The 16,188-nt window shown below is 46.6% G+C and carries 18 protein-coding genes; 8 read left to right on the top strand and 10 right to left on the bottom strand.

What is annotated here, in order from left to right:
- Positions 1–112: 112 nt before the first annotated feature.
- Both J8Z23_RS21125 and J8Z23_RS21120 read right to left on the bottom strand, forming a co-directional pair.
- Complete coding sequence (locus J8Z23_RS21125; RefSeq protein WP_434635334.1) at positions 113–733, bottom strand: DsbA family protein; 621 nt, start codon at positions 731–733, stop codon at positions 113–115.
- The gene (locus J8Z23_RS21120) at positions 727–1,593 is read right to left on the bottom strand and encodes an MBL fold metallo-hydrolase (protein WP_193447606.1); all 867 of its coding nucleotides are present in this window, start codon (positions 1,591–1,593) and stop codon (positions 727–729) included. The genes J8Z23_RS21125 and J8Z23_RS21120 overlap by 7 nt, the downstream gene beginning before the upstream one ends.
- 126 nt (positions 1,594–1,719) lie before the next feature.
- Between J8Z23_RS21120 and J8Z23_RS21115 the strand changes: the two genes are divergently transcribed.
- On the top strand, positions 1,720–2,607 hold the full coding sequence (locus tag J8Z23_RS21115; protein ID WP_434635333.1) for a LysR family transcriptional regulator: 888 nt from the start codon (positions 1,720–1,722) through the stop codon (positions 2,605–2,607).
- Between the two features lie 95 nt (positions 2,608–2,702).
- Positions 2,703–3,506: a Cof-type HAD-IIB family hydrolase gene (locus J8Z23_RS21110; RefSeq protein WP_046875603.1), complete on the top strand. Its 804-nt coding sequence runs from the start codon at positions 2,703–2,705 to the stop codon at positions 3,504–3,506.
- A 110-nt stretch (positions 3,507–3,616) separates the two neighbouring features.
- On the opposite strand, the gene J8Z23_RS21105 is transcribed toward J8Z23_RS21110, so the two are convergent.
- The 5 genes from J8Z23_RS21105 to J8Z23_RS21085 form a co-directional block, all read right to left on the bottom strand.
- Positions 3,617–4,006, bottom strand: coding sequence for a hypothetical protein (locus tag J8Z23_RS21105; RefSeq protein WP_366999525.1), 390 nt, complete (start codon positions 4,004–4,006; stop codon positions 3,617–3,619).
- Positions 4,007–4,030: 24 nt separating this feature from the next.
- Positions 4,031–5,128 carry a GGDEF domain-containing protein gene (locus J8Z23_RS21100; protein WP_109169350.1) on the bottom strand — a complete coding sequence of 366 codons (1,098 nt, stop codon included), beginning with the start codon at positions 5,126–5,128 and terminating at the stop codon, positions 4,031–4,033.
- A 5-nt stretch (positions 5,129–5,133) separates the two neighbouring features.
- Positions 5,134–5,589 carry a hypothetical protein gene (locus tag J8Z23_RS21095; protein ID WP_005391987.1) on the bottom strand — a complete coding sequence of 152 codons (456 nt, stop codon included), beginning with the start codon at positions 5,587–5,589 and terminating at the stop codon, positions 5,134–5,136.
- 451 nt (positions 5,590–6,040) lie between these two features.
- Positions 6,041–6,880 (bottom strand): S-formylglutathione hydrolase, encoded by an 840-nt coding sequence (gene fghA, locus J8Z23_RS21090; protein ID WP_047009747.1) that lies wholly within the window; start codon positions 6,878–6,880, stop codon positions 6,041–6,043.
- A gap of 61 nt (positions 6,881–6,941) precedes the next feature.
- Positions 6,942–8,090: an S-(hydroxymethyl)glutathione dehydrogenase/class III alcohol dehydrogenase gene (locus J8Z23_RS21085; RefSeq protein WP_005391984.1), complete on the bottom strand. Its 1,149-nt coding sequence runs from the start codon at positions 8,088–8,090 to the stop codon at positions 6,942–6,944.
- A 293-nt stretch (positions 8,091–8,383) separates the two neighbouring features.
- On the opposite strand from J8Z23_RS21085, the gene J8Z23_RS21080 reads away from it, so the two are divergent.
- Positions 8,384–9,190, top strand: a complete 807-nt coding sequence (locus J8Z23_RS21080) for an arylamine N-acetyltransferase family protein (protein WP_025501292.1) — start codon at positions 8,384–8,386, stop codon at positions 9,188–9,190.
- A gap of 80 nt (positions 9,191–9,270) precedes the next feature.
- Positions 9,271–10,140 carry a LysR family transcriptional regulator gene (locus J8Z23_RS21075; protein ID WP_005464972.1) on the top strand — a complete coding sequence of 290 codons (870 nt, stop codon included), beginning with the start codon at positions 9,271–9,273 and terminating at the stop codon, positions 10,138–10,140.
- On the opposite strand, the gene J8Z23_RS21070 is transcribed toward J8Z23_RS21075, so the two are convergent.
- From J8Z23_RS21070 to kdgR, 3 genes are all read right to left on the bottom strand, one after another.
- A complete protein-coding gene (locus J8Z23_RS21070; RefSeq protein WP_140252701.1) occupies positions 10,141–10,851 on the bottom strand; it encodes a 3'-5' exonuclease in 711 nt (236 codons plus the stop codon). It abuts the gene before it with no gap.
- A gap of 2 nt (positions 10,852–10,853) precedes the next feature.
- Positions 10,854–12,722, bottom strand: a complete 1,869-nt coding sequence (locus J8Z23_RS21065) for a DUF294 nucleotidyltransferase-like domain-containing protein (RefSeq protein ID WP_434635332.1) — start codon at positions 12,720–12,722, stop codon at positions 10,854–10,856.
- 83 nt (positions 12,723–12,805) lie between these two features.
- Complete coding sequence (gene kdgR, locus J8Z23_RS21060; protein ID WP_005460804.1) at positions 12,806–13,588, bottom strand: DNA-binding transcriptional regulator KdgR; 783 nt, start codon at positions 13,586–13,588, stop codon at positions 12,806–12,808.
- A gap of 255 nt (positions 13,589–13,843) precedes the next feature.
- Between kdgR and kduD the strand changes: the two genes are divergently transcribed.
- The 4 genes from kduD to J8Z23_RS21040 are packed head-to-tail and all read left to right on the top strand — an operon-like array spanning position 13,844 to position 16,152.
- Positions 13,844–14,605: a 2-dehydro-3-deoxy-D-gluconate 5-dehydrogenase KduD gene (gene kduD / locus J8Z23_RS21055; RefSeq protein WP_005482916.1), complete on the top strand. Its 762-nt coding sequence runs from the start codon at positions 13,844–13,846 to the stop codon at positions 14,603–14,605.
- Between the two features lie 18 nt (positions 14,606–14,623).
- The gene (locus J8Z23_RS21050) at positions 14,624–15,148 is read left to right on the top strand and encodes a YgjV family protein (protein ID WP_005497706.1); all 525 of its coding nucleotides are present in this window, start codon (positions 14,624–14,626) and stop codon (positions 15,146–15,148) included.
- 7 nt (positions 15,149–15,155) lie between these two features.
- On the top strand, positions 15,156–15,476 hold the full coding sequence (locus J8Z23_RS21045; protein WP_005467181.1) for a cupin domain-containing protein: 321 nt from the start codon (positions 15,156–15,158) through the stop codon (positions 15,474–15,476).
- Between the two features lie 40 nt (positions 15,477–15,516).
- A complete protein-coding gene (locus J8Z23_RS21040) occupies positions 15,517–16,152 on the top strand; it encodes an RpiB/LacA/LacB family sugar-phosphate isomerase (RefSeq protein ID WP_005460779.1) in 636 nt (211 codons plus the stop codon).
- Positions 16,153–16,188 lie beyond the last annotated feature (36 nt).

The raw sequence follows: 16,188 nt of genomic DNA, 5'->3' as shown, positions 1-16,188 counted from the left end.
GTATCCGCGCGAGTAAAAATTCGAGCGAGGATTGTACCTGTTTGAGTCAGGATTGCCATGTCGGTGTTGGCACTCGCTCTTGGCTTAAGAACAAGAGCGAGTGGGGAAGAGCTTATTGCAGTTTTCGTAATGCAAGCTTCCACTGTGCCGGTTTGTCGTAGTAGGTCGAGTGCGGCAAGGTCAGGTACTCGCCATTTACTTCTGCAATCAGGGTTGGATAACCACCAACGTGTAACTGGCGCATCAACTGTCGGCTAGAGCGAATTCTCTCGTTTAGCTCGGCTTCGCTTAACGTCATGTTTTGCTCCCACGCATCGTTTGCTAAACCTAGCGATTCTGCAATGGCTTTGAGCGTCGATGCTTCATTCACTTTTAACCCGAGCTGATAATGCGCGGATTGGATGGCCTTTAGAATGTGCCATGGATTCAGCCCCATTTTCTCCGCACTCAAGATCGCTTGTGTTGGTAGATAAGAATCAAGAATAAACGCATCTTCGCTTTTCACGCGTTGCAGATATGCCTCACCAAACGTTGCTCCCGTTTCGGTTGCGATACGAGCGTCACTGTTGATGATGTGCTGACGAAATTCAGGCTCAATCGCGCGTTTCTCGATCATGCCGCCGGGATGAAGCTCGACCTTAAATTGAGAGGTGTCCATCAAGGCTTCGATGAGTGGTGATGCCCCGTAGCACCAACCACACATGGGATCGAAGAAGTAATGCACGGTTACCATGTCATTTCACCAGTATGCACTTTCGCACCGATTTCTAACGCGATTGGCAATTGAGCTTCTGGGTATTTCGCTGACATGGTGTCAATGAGTTGAGCACTGTTATTGCTGTGTTTTTTCGCTTGCTGAAAATCCTGCAAGTATTGTTGCGAGTAGCGAATGGTGTCTGCGTTCAGCTTTGTGCCTGCTTTCATGTGACCAGGAATGACCACTTGAGGTTTAAGCGCAAGCATCTCGCTAAGCTGCTGCTCCCAAGCATTGATAGCGGTTTGGTCAGCGGCATCTGCCATCCATAAATGCACGTTTGAGTACACGGCTACGTTACCCAGAATCGCTTTGTTATCTGGAATCCATAGGTAAGGGCGGTGTGCTGATGTGCCATGGTTACCACGGATTTCAATCTTATGGCCTTCTAGCTCCAATGATGCTTTGTCGTACGCGACAGGGATCACTGGTTTTACCGGTGCGTTTGCGCCAAGTTTTGGTCCCCAGTACGCCAGCTTTCCAGCCAACTTCTCTTTAATAATTTTTTGAACCGCTGGCGTTGTGATGATCTGCGCATCAGGGAACTGTTGGTGTAAGGCCTCTGCGCCAAAGTAGTAATCTGGGTCGGCTTGGCTGATGAAAATGGTTTTAAGAGTTTTGCCTGAGTCCAACACTTTGGCGGCAATGCGCATCGCGTCAGCTTTGGTGAAGCCAGTGTCGATGACCATGGCATCAGTCTCACCGTATACCAAGGTTGAGTTAACGTGGAAGCTGTTACCATCGGCGTTGTAAACCTCAAGAGTAAGGGGAGAGTGGTTTGCCGCTAGGACAGGGCTTGCCATTAAAATGGATGCAGCAATCAAAGTGAATTTTTTCATAATAAGCTCCTAAAGAATTTGGGGCCAAGCGACGATGGCTTGGGAACGGGAGCTATATTAGAAAATTGATACGCTCGGAAAAATACACAATAATGTGCATCACTATTTCTTATTTCGAGCAAATATATGGACAGAGTAACGGCAGCAAAAGTATTTGTGGATGTGGTGTATTCTGGCAGTTTTACCGCGACCGCAGAGCGGTTAGACATGTCTCGGCCAATGGTGACTCGTTATGTAGAGGCGATGGAGAACTGGTTGCAAACTCGTTTGTTGCACCGCACCACGCGCAAGGTGTCGCTCACCACCGCAGGGGAACGCAGCTTGCCTCAGATTGAGCGTTGGTTAAAACAGGCCGATACGTTGACGTCGGACATTGCCGTTGATGGTGAGCTGTCCGGAAAAATCCGTCTCGCGTCTAGCACTTCATTTGGGTTCTCACAGTTGATCCCAGCAGTAAACAGTTTTATGCAAAAGCACCCCAAAGTGCATATCGACATAGATCTGCAAGATTCAGTGAGTGATCTAACCGAGCAACGCATCGATCTGGCAATCCGAATTGCGTCAGATCCCGATCCTTCTTTGATTGGTAAGCCGATTGCGGTGTGTGAATCGGTGTTGGTGGCATCGCCGCAATACTTGCAAACTCATCGCGCGATCGCGCATCCGCGAGATTTATCTTCACACGACTGTTTGGGTTACAAAAACTTTGAGCGTCACGTGTGGCATTTGTCTCAGGGCGACCAGTTCGAATCGGTGGGAATTGAGTGTCGCCTAACCAGCAATGAGGCCACGGCGTTATTGCATGGCGCTTTGCAAGGCATGGGTATTTCGATGCTGCCAACCTATTTGAGCAATATCTATCTGCAATCGGGTCAGCTTGAGTCAGTGTTGCCGGATTGGAAGCCAAATGATCTCAACATTTACGCGCTTTATTCATCGCGTAAGCACTTGTCTCCTGCGGTGAGAGCCTTCATCGATCACAGTGAAGATTACTTTAAACAGCACCCTTGGTAATCGCGAAAGGCGTCGTCATCCCGACTTGAGATTCATACAAGATCCTGTACCTTACATGGATTATATTTTCGCAGCGTCATTTAGAGTTTTAGTTAATGTCACAAGTTCGCATCAAATTTATTGCTTCCGATATGGACGGCACTTTGCTTGACCAATACGGTCGTTTGGATCCAGAGTTTTTCGATCTGTTTTTGCAATTGGAAGAGCAAGGTATTTTGTTCTCCGCTGCGTCTGGTCGTCAGTATTACAGCCTGCGTGACACGTTCGCGCCAATCAAAGATCGAGTGTTGTATGTGGCCGAAAACGGCACCTTGGTGATGTACCAAGACAAAGAGCTCTACAGTTGCACCATTCCTAAAGCGGAAGTGGCGGAGATTGTGAAAGCGGCTCGTGAAATTGACGGGGCGAACATCGTATTGTGTGGCAAGCGCTCGGCGTACATCGAAACGCATGATCAGCAATCGCTGGAAGAATTTCAAAAGTACTACCACCGCTGTGAATACGTGCCGGATTTGCTTGAGGTCGAAGACGAGTTTATTAAGGTGGCAATTTGTCACTTTGACGGTTCGGAAGAGCTCCTGTTCCCGACCATGAACGCGAAGTTTGGCGCAACGCATAAAGTTGTGGTGAGCGCAAAAATTTGGCTGGATGTGATGAATGCCGAGGCGTCTAAAGGCGCGGCCATTCAGCACCTTCAAGAGACGATGAATTTTACTCCGGCAGAAACCATGACGTTTGGTGATTACCTCAACGACCTCGAAATGCTGCAAGTCAGTGAGCATTCGTACGCGGTTGCTAACGCGCATGAAGAGATTAAGAAAATCGCTCGTTATTCTGCGCCAAGCAACCAAGAGGCTGGGGTACTAAAAGTGATTAAAGAGAAAGTGTTAGCGAAGTAACGCTCATCCTTTCGATGTTCTTTTCTTGTTAACGTAAAAAGCCCCGCAGTGCATGCGGGGCTTTGTTTTTTTGTGTGTGTGGTGGGAGGGGGTAGTAATGTTCCCGTTTTTTAGCGCACGTACTTAGCGGTTGCGCTGACCAAAAAGTGCTGCAACTTTCCATTCGATTTTGGTACCCACAAGTCGTTGTGGTATTGGTAGATACGGCCATTGACGGTCACAGACAAGGTGTTATCACCCGTTTGTTCCATGCGAATAAACTGATCCGAAGTGACCAAAAACGGCTCTTGTTCTTCAATGCTCTGTCCCGTTGCCAATACGAAGTAGCCGAATCGGTTGCCAGCATCCGGATCGGTTGAGTAGATTCGATGCCCAACGAGGCTGTAGTCGTCGTTGAGTGCCTGCTCAAGCGTTTTTTGCCCGATGGTTTCGTGCGATGGAATAAATACCCAAGCCAACACACCTGCCGCAATGACTGCCAGTAGAAGCAGCATTTGCATGAACTTTCTCATCATAAATACCGTTTAACGTTGAAATTTCATTTTGTACATGCGCTTATCCGCTATGCTGATAAGAAAGTCAACATTGTTACTGTCTTTTGGGTATTGGGCTAAGCCCATGCTGGTTGATAGTGTTGCGACGTTGTCGGAGTTTAGTATTGGCGCATCAAATACCGCATTGATATGCTCACGAACGCCTTCTTCATCAACATGCTCCCCTTCGAGGATGACGGCGAACTCATCGCCTCCCATGCGATAGACGGTAAAATCATTCAACGCCATAGATTTAAGCCGTCTAGCAATTTCACGCAGTACGGTATCTCCCACTTGATGACCGTGTGTATCGTTGACGCTTTTAAAACCATTTAAATCTAAAATCCACAGAGAAAAAGGCCTTTTCTCTTGAGTGAGCTCATTCAGGTTGATAAATAGTGCATTGCGATTTCCAAGATGAGTCAGTGGGTCGCTGAGCGCCAGTTTTCTATGGAAATGGGATTCACGATAAAAGAAATAAGTCAGAGACAGGATCGACAAAACGAATGTAGCAAACAGCATATACTGCGCTTGCATTAACCGTTGCGTTTCTCCTTTCTGTGCCTCATAGACTTTGCTGCTTAGGCGAAAGTTCTGATTAACGAAATCGACCAAGCTTAAGTACAGTGTTTGAGTGGATCGATAAAATTGAGCCGCAGCTTGGCTATCGCCAGTTCTTGCTTCAACTAATTGCGCTTCCAGACCCTGAAATTCCTCAAAAAGATCAATGAAATACTGATGCATATTATTTCGAGAGAAAAAAGTGTAGGCTTCATTACTACTAATTAATAAATCGAATCTACTCCAGGCCAATTCATATTGCAGCTCTGCACCTTCGATATTTAATACATTTTCATCGACTCGTCTCGCTTCTCCGACAAGTTCCGAAAGCTCTTTAGAGAGTTGGAATAAAAACCAGGTCGCTTGTTTTTGCTCATTATTAAAGTTTTGTGACAGTGCGCGTGTCTGCTGCAGAAGCAATACATTTGCGAGAAGCAAAGAAGTGGCAAACACCACAAGCAACATTTTACTGGTTGTAGAGTATTGTGGTGCTCTCTGCTTTTGATGGGTGGGTTCCGATAACTTCATTCTTATTATTTTGCTTTCATCTCATTTACTTGCCAGACCATTTGCGCGTGATATTTATTGTAGTTGAGCTCAGGATAGAGACTAAGAGAGTATATTACCCAAAATGGCCCCTTATTCCTGACTTTTATATAGTGTTGATCTTGTTGGTAAGCCAGTATTGGTTGGTATCTAAGAATGTCTTGTCGAGACAGTGTCGAGTGATAGTCATTCAAGCTACTGACATCAACTTGTTCTGGCACTTTGCCATAGACGTGGGTGAGGAGCGTGCTAAGTTTGACCCCAAGAAATTCAGAAGAAGCAGGGATCCAAGGCAGCGTGGTTGTGTAGCTGGTGGTTGGTAAAGATTGAATCTCTTCCAGTTTTAATGTGACACTAGGTTGTTGGCTACTGCTAAATACGATCGTACTTGCAGATAAGAATGGCGCAACAAAAAACAGACCTAGCGCGACTATCTTTTTCATCATATGCCCTTTGAGTTTTATTCTTTTTGCTGAGCTAGGACAAAGGTGCTAGCGGTACTTTATTTGTAATTGTAATAATAGAGCCAACCGGATGAGATTTTATAATATGTTATGTTTGAAAAGTAACTGTCGGTTTACTGTACGTCAAGGTTATTAAGTGACTTCTTAATTAAAAGGTCAGAAATATGCGTTATTATTTCTCTCTATAACGAATTCGTGTCAGTTCGCAGATTTTTAATGGAAATTAGTCCTATTTTCAACCGATGAATTGTATTGTGAATGAGAATTAGAAGGGTTAATGATTGAGGTATAAGCAAACCCGATTTCATCCTCACATTGTTCTCTATCTTTATTCCAATGTTATTTAAGATTGGTATGTTAATACGCACCAAAAATAAAGCCACCTAGGTAGGTGACTTTATTTTTTAATTCATCAAGTTACTTCTATGAATTAGGCAAACAAATACTTCGCATGGAAGTTGAGATGATCGTCAATAAAGCTTGAGATGAAATAATAGCTATGGTCATAACCAGATTGCATTCTTAAGTTCAGGTTTGAATCATGAACTTTTGCTGCAGCAACCAGCGCTTCTGGCCTAAGTTGTTCGTTAAGGAAGCCATCAGCATCACCTTGATCAACCAAAATAGGAAGTGGTGATGGTTTTTGCTTGAGAAGCTCACTTGCATCGTATTGCTTCCAGCTCTCAATATCTTTGCCTAAGTAAGCAGTAAAGGCTTTTTGTCCCCAAGGGCATTGGACTGGGTTACAGATAGGGCTAAACGCCGATATTGAGCGATATTGTTCTGCGTTTTTCAGACCAATGGTTAATGCTCCGTGACCTCCCATGCTGTGACCAGAAATGGATTTTACTTCTGAGACAGGGAAATTGCTTTCAATGATCTCTGGTAACTCTTTAGTCACGTAATCGTACATGAAGTAATGCAGTGACCAAGGTGCTTGAGTCGCATTAAGGTAAAAGCCAGCTCCTTTACCCAGGTCATAGTTTTCATCGTCAGCGATACCTTCGCCTCTTGGACTCGTGTCCGGAGCAATGATCGCAATGCCAAGCTCGGCCGCCATACGAAATGCGCCCGCTTTCTGCATAAAGTTTTCATCGGTGCAGGTTAAGCCCGACAACCAGTACAAAGCGGGTACGGGGTTCGATTTAGTGGCATTCGGTGGTAAGAAAATCGCAAAGCGCATCGTGCAGTTTAGGGCTTTGGATTCGTGTGTATATTGTTTGTGCCAACCGCCAAACACTTTGGCCTGGCTTACATTTTCAATGGTCATGAATAAACTCTCTAACAACAGAATGAATTCAGGCTCCCCAAAAGGAGAGCCTGAGGTAGCATTATTGATCCATATGAATAACAGTACGGATGCTCTTACCTTCGTGCATCAGATCAAACGCTTTGTTTACGTCAGCCAATCCCATTGTATGAGTAATGAACTCTTGCAAGCCAAACTCACCAGCCATGTAACGGTTTACGATTTCTGGAAGCTCAGAGCGGCCTTTAACACCACCGAAAGCCGAGCCACGCCATACACGACCAGTTACTAGCTGGAATGGACGAGTTGAGATTTCTTGACCTGCACCCGCAACACCGATGATCACCGACTCACCCCAACCTTTGTGACAACACTCAAGTGCCTGACGCATCACGTTTACGTTACCTATACATTCGAATGAGTAGTCAACACCACCGTCAGTCATTTCAACAATCACTTCTTGGATAGGCTTGTCGAATTTCTGTGGGTTAATCACATCGGTTGCGCCTAGCTGTTTTGCAAGATCGAATTTGCTTTCGTTGATATCGATACCGATGATGCGGCTTGCACCCACCATGCGTGCACCGATGATCGCTGAAAGACCGATACCACCCAGACCGAATATCGCAACCGTATCGCCTTTTTCAACTTTTGCCGTATTCATAACTGCGCCCATACCAGTTGTTACGCCACAACCTAACAGACACACTTCTTCAAGTGGTGCATCTTTGTTTACTTTCGCTAGCGAGATTTCAGGGAGTACCGTGTACTCAGAGAAAGTAGAACAACCCATGTAGTGGAAAATGGTTTCACCGTTGATAGAAAAACGGCTTGTGCCATCTGGCATCAGACCTTTACCTTGTGTTTCACGCACTGCCTGACAAAGGTTGGTTTTGCCCGATTTACAGAACTTACACTCGCCACATTCTGCGGTGTACAGTGGAATTACGTGGTCGCCAACCTCAACGCTGGTAACGCCTTCGCCAACCATTTCAACAATACCGCCACCTTCGTGACCAAGAATCGAAGGGAAGATGCCTTCTGGATCGTCGCCTGACAGAGTGAACGCATCAGTATGACAAACACCTGTTGCGACGATGCGCACTAGCACTTCACCCGCTTTAGGAAGCTGTACATCCACTTCTTCCATTTTCAGTGGTTCGCCAGCGGCCCATGCAACCATTGCCTTGGATTTGATGTGAGTTTGACCAGGTTTGATTTCAACAGTCATTGGATTTTCCTTTATATTCTCAGTATATGGAGTGACGTAATAAGCGTAGTTAAGGTTTGCTTCCTGCGCTGCGTCGTTTTGTTGGTGTCCATTCTAGGTCTTTCAATAAAAATGATAATCCGTCCATTTTGAAAATGATTTTTACATATACGTAATAATGTTAAAGTGAGTGGACAACAAGAGTGTGATGCCTCCTCAAAACAGAAGGGAAAACGGAAAAGGCGATTGACCTGAGGTTAGGTAGAGGGACTAGAGTAGAAAACAATCAACCCATCAGATAAGTAAGAGTGATTATGAATAAGACGGATCTGAACGCCTATTTAACCAAGCTCGGTTTGCCGAGTGAGTTACCCGCCGATTTGGAGTCATTGCACAAGATTCACGTAGCGCAGCACCGTTGCCTGCCGTTTGAGAACTTTGATATTTCGTTGCAGCGTGGCATCTCTGTTGAGATTGAAGACATCATTCAAAAAACCGTGTATCACTCCCGTGGTGGCTACTGCTTTGAACTGAATGGTTTAATGCTCGATGTGCTCAAGACCCTCGGGTTTGAAGCGCGCAGCTTACTTGGGCGTGTTCACGTGATGGGGACGCCGACAGGTCGCAGCCATCAAATCACGTTGGTGACGCTGGATGAACAAGCATGGATTGTCGATGTAGGCTTTGGCTCCAATACGCCGCGCGCGCCATTGCCGTTTATCCTCAACCAAGTGATTCAGACGGATTTACAAACCTTCCGCTTTGTTGAAGATGCCCAGTTTGGTTACTTCCTTCAAGTGTTGTCAACGGACGGAACGGACACGTGGAATAACCTTTATAGCTTCGATTTAGAGTTTGTGTTTGCGGGTGATATCGCGTGTGGCAACTTTTTTACCTCCACTTCTCCTCACTCGCGTTTTACCAGCGCAAGAGTCGCGGCGAAAGCAACAGAAAGTGGGTTGGTGACATTGCTTAACTACACACTCAAATACACCAGCGAAGGTGAGCAGACAGAATTAGAGTTAGAGCCGGGCCAAGCCTACCTGGATGCATTGAAAGAATACTTCGGCATTGAGCTTGATGCGCAGTATGGCGATCTTCGTCCGTTGCCTGACGCGTAAAATTCTGACGTTTTCAAAGCGTAGCGCGACGAGAACATTTTCATCACTATTTGTCTAAAAGAGGTCGACAGGAATACAGCATGGCGAATTGGGAAGGGGTCAGCGAATTTGTTGCTGTGGCGGAAACCAACAGTTTTACCGGAGCAGCAGCTAAGCTGAAAACATCGGTGGCACAAATCAGTCGTCGGGTATCGGCACTTGAAGAACGACTTGCGGTGAAATTGCTGCATCGCACGACGCGAAAAGTCTCCCTGTCTGAAGCCGGACAACTCTATTACCAGCAGTGTAAACATTTGGTGGAAGGGTTAGAACTGGCCGAGCTTGCCGTAACGCAAATGCAGACCGAACCGCGCGGTTTACTGCGCGTGACGGCTCCTGTGACGTATGGGGAAATGAACCTCGCGCCGCTTTTGCATCAGTTTTTGGAAAAGTACCCGCGTGTGGATCTTGATTTAGTGCTGACCAACCAAAAGCTGGATTTGATTGAGCAAGGTGTGGACGTGGCGATTCGTCTTGGCCGCTTGCAAGATTCCAGCATGATCGCCAAGCGTCTTTCCTCACGTCAAACCTACGTGTGTGCCAGTCCGATGTACTTGGAGCGTTTTGGTGAGCCACATACGTTGTCGGAATTGGGACGGCATCAATGCTTGGTTGGCTCGGTCGACTATTGGCACTTTAAGGAAAATAAACGCGATAAATCTTTACGTGTGTCGGGACGGATAAAATGCAACAGCGGTTTTGCTTTGGTGGACGCAGCGAAACGCGGGCTTGGTTTAGTGCAGCTGCCGGATTACTACGTTCAAGAAGCGTTAGACAGTGGTGAGTTAGTCGAAGTACTGACCGATTACCGCGACGATCGCGAAGGCATTTGGGCGCTGTATCCGCAAAGTCGCAATTTGTCGCCAAAAGTGCGGTTATTGATCGACTTTTTGGCGCAAGAGTTGGCGTGATCAGCGCATCAACTGACGCAACGTGACATCCGGAAGCGCGGTCAGTTTTTTACTTTGTACCAAGAACAATTCCGCGCACGCCAAGGCATCACTGGCGGCTGAGTGCGATAAGTACCCCGGCAGGTGATAGTAGCGGCGCAAATCGTCCAACTGATAACTGCTGTGCACGCCGCTTTTCCCTGCATAGCTAAACTGCTTTTCGATTTGCAGAGTGTCGATAAAATACGCGGGGAAATCCTCTACTTGGTAGCGAGAGGAAAAATAAGCGTGAATGAAGGCTTTTTCAATGCAGCATCCGTGGGCGAGCACTACTTTTCCTGTGATGCGTTCCAACAACCGATTCATCCCTTCATCCAATGGCAGTCCTTTGGCGAGATCTTGCGGAGTTAAGCCATTAATTTTCGCTGTTTCTGGTTTGATGAATTGTCCATGACAAATGTACCACTCTTTGGAGCTGGCGATATCAATGCCGTCCAGCGTTAGGTCAACTACGCCAATCGATAAGATTTTATCGCCTTGTGCGTCCACGCCTGTGGTTTCAAAGTCCAACGCAACAAAACTCAAATCCTTCAAGGTCGTTGAGTCATCCACCAAAGGCCGTTGAAGATAGTCTTTCAGCACCATTGGCCAATCGTCAATAACGTGAATGGCTTGGCGTTTTTGCTCAGGAGAGAGCGGCGTTTCCCACCGCTTAAACCAACGTTTAATCATGGTTACGCCCCTTTCACAAACTTCAGTTTCGCGACATCTTGCAGCTCACTGATGATCTTAAATGCATCTTTTAAGTGCTTGCGCTCAAAGCTACTGAAATCATCGGGTGCGATGTGGTTGTCTGGAGTGGTGCCCGCCAGAATCGCATTGAGTTGATGACGGAAACGTACCTGAGTAATAAAGCGATACGCACCAATGATGTTTTCGACACTGTCTTTCGACAATGTGCCGCGCTGGGCTGCGTAGCGAAAACGCTCTTCTGTGCCAGTTAACGAGCCGCCAGCGGCAAGACTGAAAATACGCGCCAGATCGATGATCAGATTCAAGGCGTACTTTTTGATGTTTAATGTGTTGCTGTTTTCCCCACCTTTTTCCAACACCAAATTGTTGAAAATGCCAAGTGGCGGCTGAGTGTCAATCGCGTCGCGCACCAAAGCCGGAATAAAGCTCGGGCTTTTTTGAATGCAATCATGCAAGTGTTGTTGGATTTGGTCGACAAACTCGCGGTTGCCGTGAATGGCACGCACTTCAAGGAATACGCTAATGCTCAATAATTTGTTGTATTCTGGGCTGGCCACCCATTTCTGATAGTACTCTTTCCAACGACGAATTGGCTGACACCACTTTGGTGACGCTGCCATGTACTTGCCGTCGCAAAGTGGATAGCCGCACGCCGCTAAACCATTACACACCCGCATAGCAAGGTGAGTGAAGTACAGTTTATGTTCTTCGGTGGCGTCATCGGAAAGCACAATCGCACTGTCTTGGTCCGACAGCATGTGCACTTCGTTACGGGCGTGAGAGCCTGCAACCAACCACGCGTAATCACACGACGGTGGGCCCAACAGTTCTTCATTGAGCTGGATGATGCGGCGCGTGAAAGCGTCCATGATCATCGACATCACTCGACCTTGAATTTCCGCACTCACACCGCTTTCCACCAACGCTTGGAAAATGGTTTGACGTTCTTCTTTCAAAGCCGCCAGCGCATTGAGTGAACTCGCGTATTTGATTTTCTCAATTAAGAACAAAGACTGCGTGCGGTGGTTATGCACTAAATGTGTTGTCGTTAGAAGTCCTTTCACTTGCTTGCCATGTACCACGGGCAAACAGCGAATGTTGTATTGCAGCATCAAGGAAATGGCTTGAATCACTTTAGCATCGTCTTCGATCAACACAGGGTTTGGCGTCATCACGTCGGCAATGGGCTGATTGGTATCCATGTCTTGCGCGACGACCGATTTCGTCATATCTCGGTCGGTGACTAAGCCAATAATCTCGCCTTCTTTCATCACAACGGCACAGGAGCTGCGTTGTTTGCCGCACATGGTTTGCGCCACACTGCGGATAGAGTCGTTCACATCGACAATCGCAATGTTTTCGCTGGCGATCTCGCCAACAGTACGAAAGAACAGCCCTTTTTCTTCTTTCCGACAAACGTACTTCACCGCAGAACTCAAGCGCACATTGGCTTGGGCGGCAAAATAGTCGGCAAATTCTGGGTGTTCTTCGCTGACCAGTTTTAGCTCAGAATGGGGGATCAAATAGAGCAATGAATCTTCAATCGCTTCCGCTTGGTAACCATCTTCGGCATTTTCGAGTGGGTCGAGGAAAGTAAAACCAAATTGGTCATCTTGCCCAAGGCGCGCACGCAGTTCGCCGTTAGGCGTTCGCTGTTCAATGGCGCCGGTTCGGATGATGTAGAGGTAACGTTGATCGCACAAGGCGCTAAAACCGATGGTTTCGCCCCTCACGAGGTACTTGACCTTGACGGAGTTGGCGATGCTTTCAACCACAGGTTCTGGCAGTTTATCAAAGGGGTCAATTTTGATTAAAAAGTCGAAGATGTTTGGAGTGACGGATGTGCCCATGGTTTACCTCTAAAATGAACCGGTGTTTCAACATTGTTCTAAGTGGCAAAAAAAGCAGCCTCGCGGCTGCCTCTTGTTTCTGATTATGCCGGGTAATCGTGGTAACCCAATTGCTCAGAAATGTTTTTACCTGCTTGATGCAGTAAGCCGACGTAATATTCCATTCTCTCTTCATCGAAACGGATGGTTGGGAATGAGATAGACAAGCCAGCAATGATTTGACCAAAGCGGTCATAAATCGGCGCAGCGATACAACGAAGACCTGGTTCTTGCTCTTCGTTATCTTCTGCATAGTGGAAATCGCGCACTTTCGCCAATTCTTCTAGCACTTGATCGGTGTTTTCCAATGTTTTTTCTGTGTGCTTAATGAACTCGACATCGCTCAATACGTCACGAACGAAGCTTTCATCGCGCTCAGAAAGCAGCACTTTACCAATCGCAGTACTGTAGAGCGGATTGCGACGACCGATGCGCGATTGCATGCGTAGGTTGTAGCCAGAGTCGATTTTGTGGATGTAAATGATGGCATTTTCATCCAGCGCACCAAGGTGCAAGGCTTCGTTGGTTTGTTCTGAAATGTGGCGCATTTCTTTGTCGGCCAGTTCGATCAGATCGACGTACTCAAGCGATTTTGCGCCCAACTCGAACAGCTTAAGTGTTAGAGAGTACTTATCCGCTTCGCCTTCTTGAGACACGTAACCGAGCGATTTCATGGTTTGCAGAAAACGGTAAGTAGTCGCTTTCGACATCATTAGACGTTGTGAAAGCTCTGAAACGCCGATGGCTTTCTGTTCACCAAGTGCTTGAAGAATATGAAAAACCTTAAGTACTGACGAAACCGCTTCAGGCTGAGTCGACTTTTCCATTGTTGCCCCTTTCATTCTTAGTTTTCTGCATTATATCGCTGAAAAATTTAAGAACCAGTATTTTTAAAATGCCTTTTCAAAAATTTGAAACCGCGCAATTAAAGAATCCGGAAAAACAAGATCGCAATCAATATTTTTAAAACGCCTTTTCAAAAAAAATTGCAAACAGTTTCTTTTTGGGTCAGGATGAATGCATACAAAGTGACATGGCCAAGACGCCAAATCACGACATTACCTACTATTGAGGAAAACGACATGATTCTTGATTCATTTAACCTTGAGGGAAAAGTGGCCATTGTTACTGGTTGTGACACTGGTCTTGGTCAAGGTATGGCGCTTGGTCTAGCAAAAGCGGGCTGTGACATTGTTGGCGTAAACATCAGCGAACCAACAGAAACGATTGAGAAAGTAGAGGCTGAAGGCCGTAAGTTCGTCGATATCCGCGCTAACTTAATGAAACTAGACGACATCCCAACTATCGTTGACCGCGCAGTAACCGAACTTGGTCGCATTGATATCCTAGTGAACAACGCGGGCATCATTCGTCGTAACGACGCCATCGAGTTTTCTGAGCAAGATTGGGATGACGTAATGAACATCAACGTGAAGTCTGTATTCTTTATGTCTCAAGCGGTTGCAAAACAGTTCATCGCGCAAGGTGAAGGCGGCAAGATCATCAACATCGCATCAATGCTTTCTTTCCAAGGCGGTATTCGCGTGCCTTCTTACACTGCGTCTAAAAGTGGCGTAATGGGTGTGACTCGCCTAATGGCGAACGAATGGGCAAGCCACGGCATCAACGTAAACGCGATTGCTCCGGGTTACATGGCAACCAACAACACCGCGGCATTGCGTGCCGATGAACAGCGCAACAAAGAAATCGTAGACCGTATTCCTGCTGCTCGCTGGGGTACGCCAGAAGATCTAGCTGGCCCTTGTGTATTCCTAGCGTCTAAAGCTGCGGATTACATCAACGGCTACACCATCGCAGTAGATGGTGGCTGGCTAGCGCGCTAATCGAGTTGCGAGAAGGTGATGGTGGATACCACGATATTAGCGCAAGCTTTAGGGTTTATTAGTTTTGGTTTGGGATTCTCCGTCTTCTACCAGAAGAATGACAGGCACCTAAAAATCTTGATGCTGATTTTTAACCTCAATCATCTTCTCCACTTTTTATTGCTGGGTTCGATGGTCTCTGCGCTGAGCGCATTGCTGTCGGCGCTCAGAACGACCACGGCGATTTTTGTCTCGTCGAAACGAGTCGCTGCTGTCTTTATTGTGATCAGTTTAGTCAGTGGCTTTTGGGTAGCAGAGCAATGGCGTGATTTATGGCCGATTATCGGGACGGTGATTGGTACATACTCGGTGTTCTGCTTGTCAGGGATCAGGATGCGCATTGGCTTTTTGCTCGGCGCGTCTTGCTGGCTAACCAATAATATTCTGGTGGGTTCCATTGGTGGAACGCTGTTAGAAATGACCGTGATCGTGATGAATTTATTGACGATTTATCGCTTACATCGTCAGCAATCAGAATCCATGATTAATCAATCAAGTTATTAGGTGAACCATGTTCGTATTTAACCAAGACATTCCGATGGAAGATCTCGGCGAAGGGATTTCACGCAAAGTACTGGCACACAGCGACAACATGATGTCGGTAGAAGTGCACTTTGAAGAAGGTGCAATTGGTGCGATGCACTCACACCCGCACGAGCAGCTGACTTACGTGCTTTCTGGTGAGTTTGAATTCACCATCGGTGATGAGAAAAAAATCGTCAAAACGGGCGATACTATGTACAAAGAGCCAAACATTGAGCATGGCTGCGTTTGTCTGAAAGCGGGTGTACTTATCGATACTTTCACCCCAATGCGCAAAGATTTTGTTTAAGAATTGAAATTTGAATGCGGAGTTTCCGCAGGAGTAACACATGAAAATTGCACTAATGATGGAAAACAGCCAAGCAGCGAAAAACGCAATGGTGGCTGGCGAGCTTAACTCAGTAGCAGGTGGCCTTGGTCACGATGTTTTCAACGTTGGTATGACGGATGAAAACGACCATCACCTAACTTACATTCACCTAGGTATCATGGCGAGCATTCTGCTGAACTCAAAAGCTGTGGACTTCGTGGTAACTGGTTGTGGTACTGGCCAAGGTGCATTGATGTCTTGCAACCTACACCCTGGCGTTGTTTGTGGTTACTGCCTAGAGCCATCAGACGCGTTCCTGTTCAACCAAATCAATAACGGCAACGCGATTTCTCTAGCATTTGCGAAAGGTTTTGGTTGGGCGGGTGAATTGAACGTTCGTTACATCTTCGAAAAAGCGTTCACAGGCAAGCGCGGCGAAGGTTACCCAATTGAGCGAGCAGCACCTCAGCAAGCGAACGCAGCTATCCTAAACAACGTGAAATCAGCGGTAGCAAAAGACGTGGTTGAAGGTCTACGTGCTATCGACCAAGAGCTAGTGAAAACTGCAGTAGGCAGCACGCAATTCCAAGAGTGTTTCTTCGCGCACTGCCAAGTACCTGAAATTGCAGAATATGTGAAGTCGCTACTAGACTAAGCACTCATTTTATCGGGAAATAGGTTAAGGCCAGCC

Source organism: Vibrio sp. SCSIO 43086, from assembly GCF_051132235.1.
GTDB lineage: Bacteria > Pseudomonadota > Gammaproteobacteria > Enterobacterales > Vibrionaceae > Vibrio > Vibrio diabolicus.
Note: the sequence above shows the minus strand (reverse complement) of the source record. Positions and strands in the feature narration are given on the sequence as shown.

Excerpts from the sequence above, each read along its gene's own strand:
- J8Z23_RS21075 (WP_005464972.1), top strand. The coding sequence starts at position 9,271 with ATGGCGAATTGGGAAGGGGTCAGCGAATTTGTTGCTGTGGCGGAAACC.
- kduD (WP_005482916.1), top strand. The coding sequence starts at position 13,844 with ATGATTCTTGATTCATTTAACCTTGAGGGAAAAGTGGCCATTGTTACT.
- J8Z23_RS21070 (WP_140252701.1), bottom strand. The coding sequence starts at position 10,851 with ATGATTAAACGTTGGTTTAAGCGGTGGGAAACGCCGCTCTCTCCTGAG.
- kdgR (WP_005460804.1), bottom strand. The coding sequence starts at position 13,588 with ATGGAAAAGTCGACTCAGCCTGAAGCGGTTTCGTCAGTACTTAAGGTT.
- fghA (WP_047009747.1), bottom strand. The coding sequence starts at position 6,880 with ATGACCATTGAAAATGTAAGCCAGGCCAAAGTGTTTGGCGGTTGGCAC.
- J8Z23_RS21120 (WP_193447606.1), bottom strand. The coding sequence starts at position 1,593 with ATGAAAAAATTCACTTTGATTGCTGCATCCATTTTAATGGCAAGCCCT.
- J8Z23_RS21040 (WP_005460779.1), top strand. The coding sequence starts at position 15,517 with ATGAAAATTGCACTAATGATGGAAAACAGCCAAGCAGCGAAAAACGCA.
- J8Z23_RS21100 (WP_109169350.1), bottom strand. The coding sequence starts at position 5,128 with ATGAAGTTATCGGAACCCACCCATCAAAAGCAGAGAGCACCACAATAC.
- J8Z23_RS21115 (WP_434635333.1), top strand. The coding sequence starts at position 1,720 with ATGGACAGAGTAACGGCAGCAAAAGTATTTGTGGATGTGGTGTATTCT.
- J8Z23_RS21105 (WP_366999525.1), bottom strand. The coding sequence starts at position 4,006 with ATGCAAATGCTGCTTCTACTGGCAGTCATTGCGGCAGGTGTGTTGGCT.
- J8Z23_RS21050 (WP_005497706.1), top strand. The coding sequence starts at position 14,624 with ATGGTGGATACCACGATATTAGCGCAAGCTTTAGGGTTTATTAGTTTT.
- J8Z23_RS21085 (WP_005391984.1), bottom strand. The coding sequence starts at position 8,090 with ATGACTGTTGAAATCAAACCTGGTCAAACTCACATCAAATCCAAGGCA.
- J8Z23_RS21080 (WP_025501292.1), top strand. The coding sequence starts at position 8,384 with ATGAATAAGACGGATCTGAACGCCTATTTAACCAAGCTCGGTTTGCCG.
- J8Z23_RS21065 (WP_434635332.1), bottom strand. The coding sequence starts at position 12,722 with ATGGGCACATCCGTCACTCCAAACATCTTCGACTTTTTAATCAAAATT.
- J8Z23_RS21045 (WP_005467181.1), top strand. The coding sequence starts at position 15,156 with ATGTTCGTATTTAACCAAGACATTCCGATGGAAGATCTCGGCGAAGGG.
- J8Z23_RS21125 (WP_434635334.1), bottom strand. The coding sequence starts at position 733 with ATGGTAACCGTGCATTACTTCTTCGATCCCATGTGTGGTTGGTGCTAC.
- J8Z23_RS21095 (WP_005391987.1), bottom strand. The coding sequence starts at position 5,589 with ATGAAAAAGATAGTCGCGCTAGGTCTGTTTTTTGTTGCGCCATTCTTA.
- J8Z23_RS21110 (WP_046875603.1), top strand. The coding sequence starts at position 2,703 with ATGTCACAAGTTCGCATCAAATTTATTGCTTCCGATATGGACGGCACT.